Source organism: Actinomadura sp. NPDC048955 (assembly GCF_040649435.1).
Classification (GTDB): Bacteria; Actinomycetota; Actinomycetes; order Streptosporangiales; family Streptosporangiaceae; genus Spirillospora; species Spirillospora luteofluorescens.
Window position 1 is genome coordinate 1 of record NZ_JBEZJI010000185.1, and the last position, 1,777, is coordinate 1,777.

Genomic DNA, 1,777 nt, shown 5'->3' on the forward strand with positions numbered 1-1,777 from the left:
ATTGGGGGCTTAGCTCAGCTGGGAGAGCGCCTGCTTTGCACGCAGGAGGTCAGCGGTTCGATCCCGCTAGTCTCCTCCTTTTAATTAATTATTAATGAACATTGAAAACTGAATGACAATATGTCAACGTTAATTCCAATAAACAGTAACGAAACGTTACAAACATTTAGTATTTATGAGCTAATCAAACATCATAATTTTTTATGGAGAGTTTGATCCTGGCTCAGGATGAACGCTGGCGGCGTGCCTAATACATGCAAGTCGAGCGAACAGACGAGGAGCTTGCTCCTCTGACGTTAGCGGCGGACGGGTGAGTAACACGTGGATAACCTACCTATAAGACTGGGATAACTTCGGGAAACCGGAGCTAATACCGGATAATATATTTAACCGCATGGTTCAATAGTGAAAGACGGTTTTGCTGTCACTTATAGATGGATCCGCGCCGCATTAGCTAGTTGGTAAGGTAACGGCTTACCAAGGCAACGATGCGTAGCCGACCTGAGAGGGTGATCGGCCACACTGGAACTGAGACACGGTCCAGACTCCTACGGGAGGCAGCAGTAGGGAATCTTCCGCAATGGGCGAAAGCCTGACGGAGCAACGCCGCGTGAGTGATGAAGGTCTTCGGATCGTAAAACTCTGTTATTAGGGAAGAACAAATGTGTAAGTAACTATGCACGTCTTGACGGTACCTAATCAGAAAGCCACGGCTAACTACGTGCCAGCAGCCGCGGTAATACGTAGGTGGCAAGCGTTATCCGGAATTATTGGGCGTAAAGCGCGCGTAGGCGGTTTTTTAAGTCTGATGTGAAAGCCCACGGCTCAACCGTGGAGGGTCATTGGAAACTGGAAAACTTGAGTGCAGAAGAGGAAAGTGGAATTCCATGTGTAGCGGTGAAATGCGCAGAGATATGGAGGAACACCAGTGGCGAAGGCGACTTTCTGGTCTGTAACTGACGCTGATGTGCGAAAGCGTGGGGATCAAACAGGATTAGATACCCTGGTAGTCCACGCCGTAAACGATGAGTGCTAAGTGTTAGGGGGTTTCCGCCCCTTAGTGCTGCAGCTAACGCATTAAGCACTCCGCCTGGGGAGTACGACCGCAAGGTTGAAACTCAAAGGAATTGACGGGGACCCGCACAAGCGGTGGAGCATGTGGTTTAATTCGAAGCAACGCGAAGAACCTTACCAAATCTTGACATCCTCTGACCCCTCTAGAGATAGAGTTTTCCCCTTCGGGGGACAGAGTGACAGGTGGTGCATGGTTGTCGTCAGCTCGTGTCGTGAGATGTTGGGTTAAGTCCCGCAACGAGCGCAACCCTTAAGCTTAGTTGCCATCATTAAGTTGGGCACTCTAAGTTGACTGCCGGTGACAAACCGGAGGAAGGTGGGGATGACGTCAAATCATCATGCCCCTTATGATTTGGGCTACACACGTGCTACAATGGACAATACAAAGGGCAGCGAAACCGCGAGGTCAAGCAAATCCCATAAAGTTGTTCTCAGTTCGGATTGTAGTCTGCAACTCGACTATATGAAGCTGGAATCGCTAGTAATCGTAGATCAGCATGCTACGGTGAATACGTTCCCGGGTCTTGTACACACCGCCCGTCACACCACGAGAGTTTGTAACACCCGAAGCCGGTGGAGTAACCATTTGGAGCTAGCCGTCGAAGGTGGGACAAATGATTGGGGTGAAGTCGTAACAAGGTAGCCGTATCGGAAGGTGCGGCTGGATCACCTCCTTTCTAAGGATATATTCGGAACATCTTCT

The 1,777-nt window shown here is 49.6% G+C and carries 1 tRNA gene and 1 rRNA gene; both read left to right on the forward strand.

Annotated features, from left to right (window positions below):
* Nucleotides 1-3: 3 nt before the first annotated feature.
* Nucleotides 4-76: transfer RNA gene (locus AB0C84_RS46075), tRNA-Ala, on the forward strand.
* A gap of 124 nt (nt 77-200) precedes the next feature.
* A 16S ribosomal RNA gene (locus tag AB0C84_RS46080) occupies nt 201-1,751 on the forward strand.
* Nucleotides 1,752-1,777 lie beyond the last annotated feature (26 nt).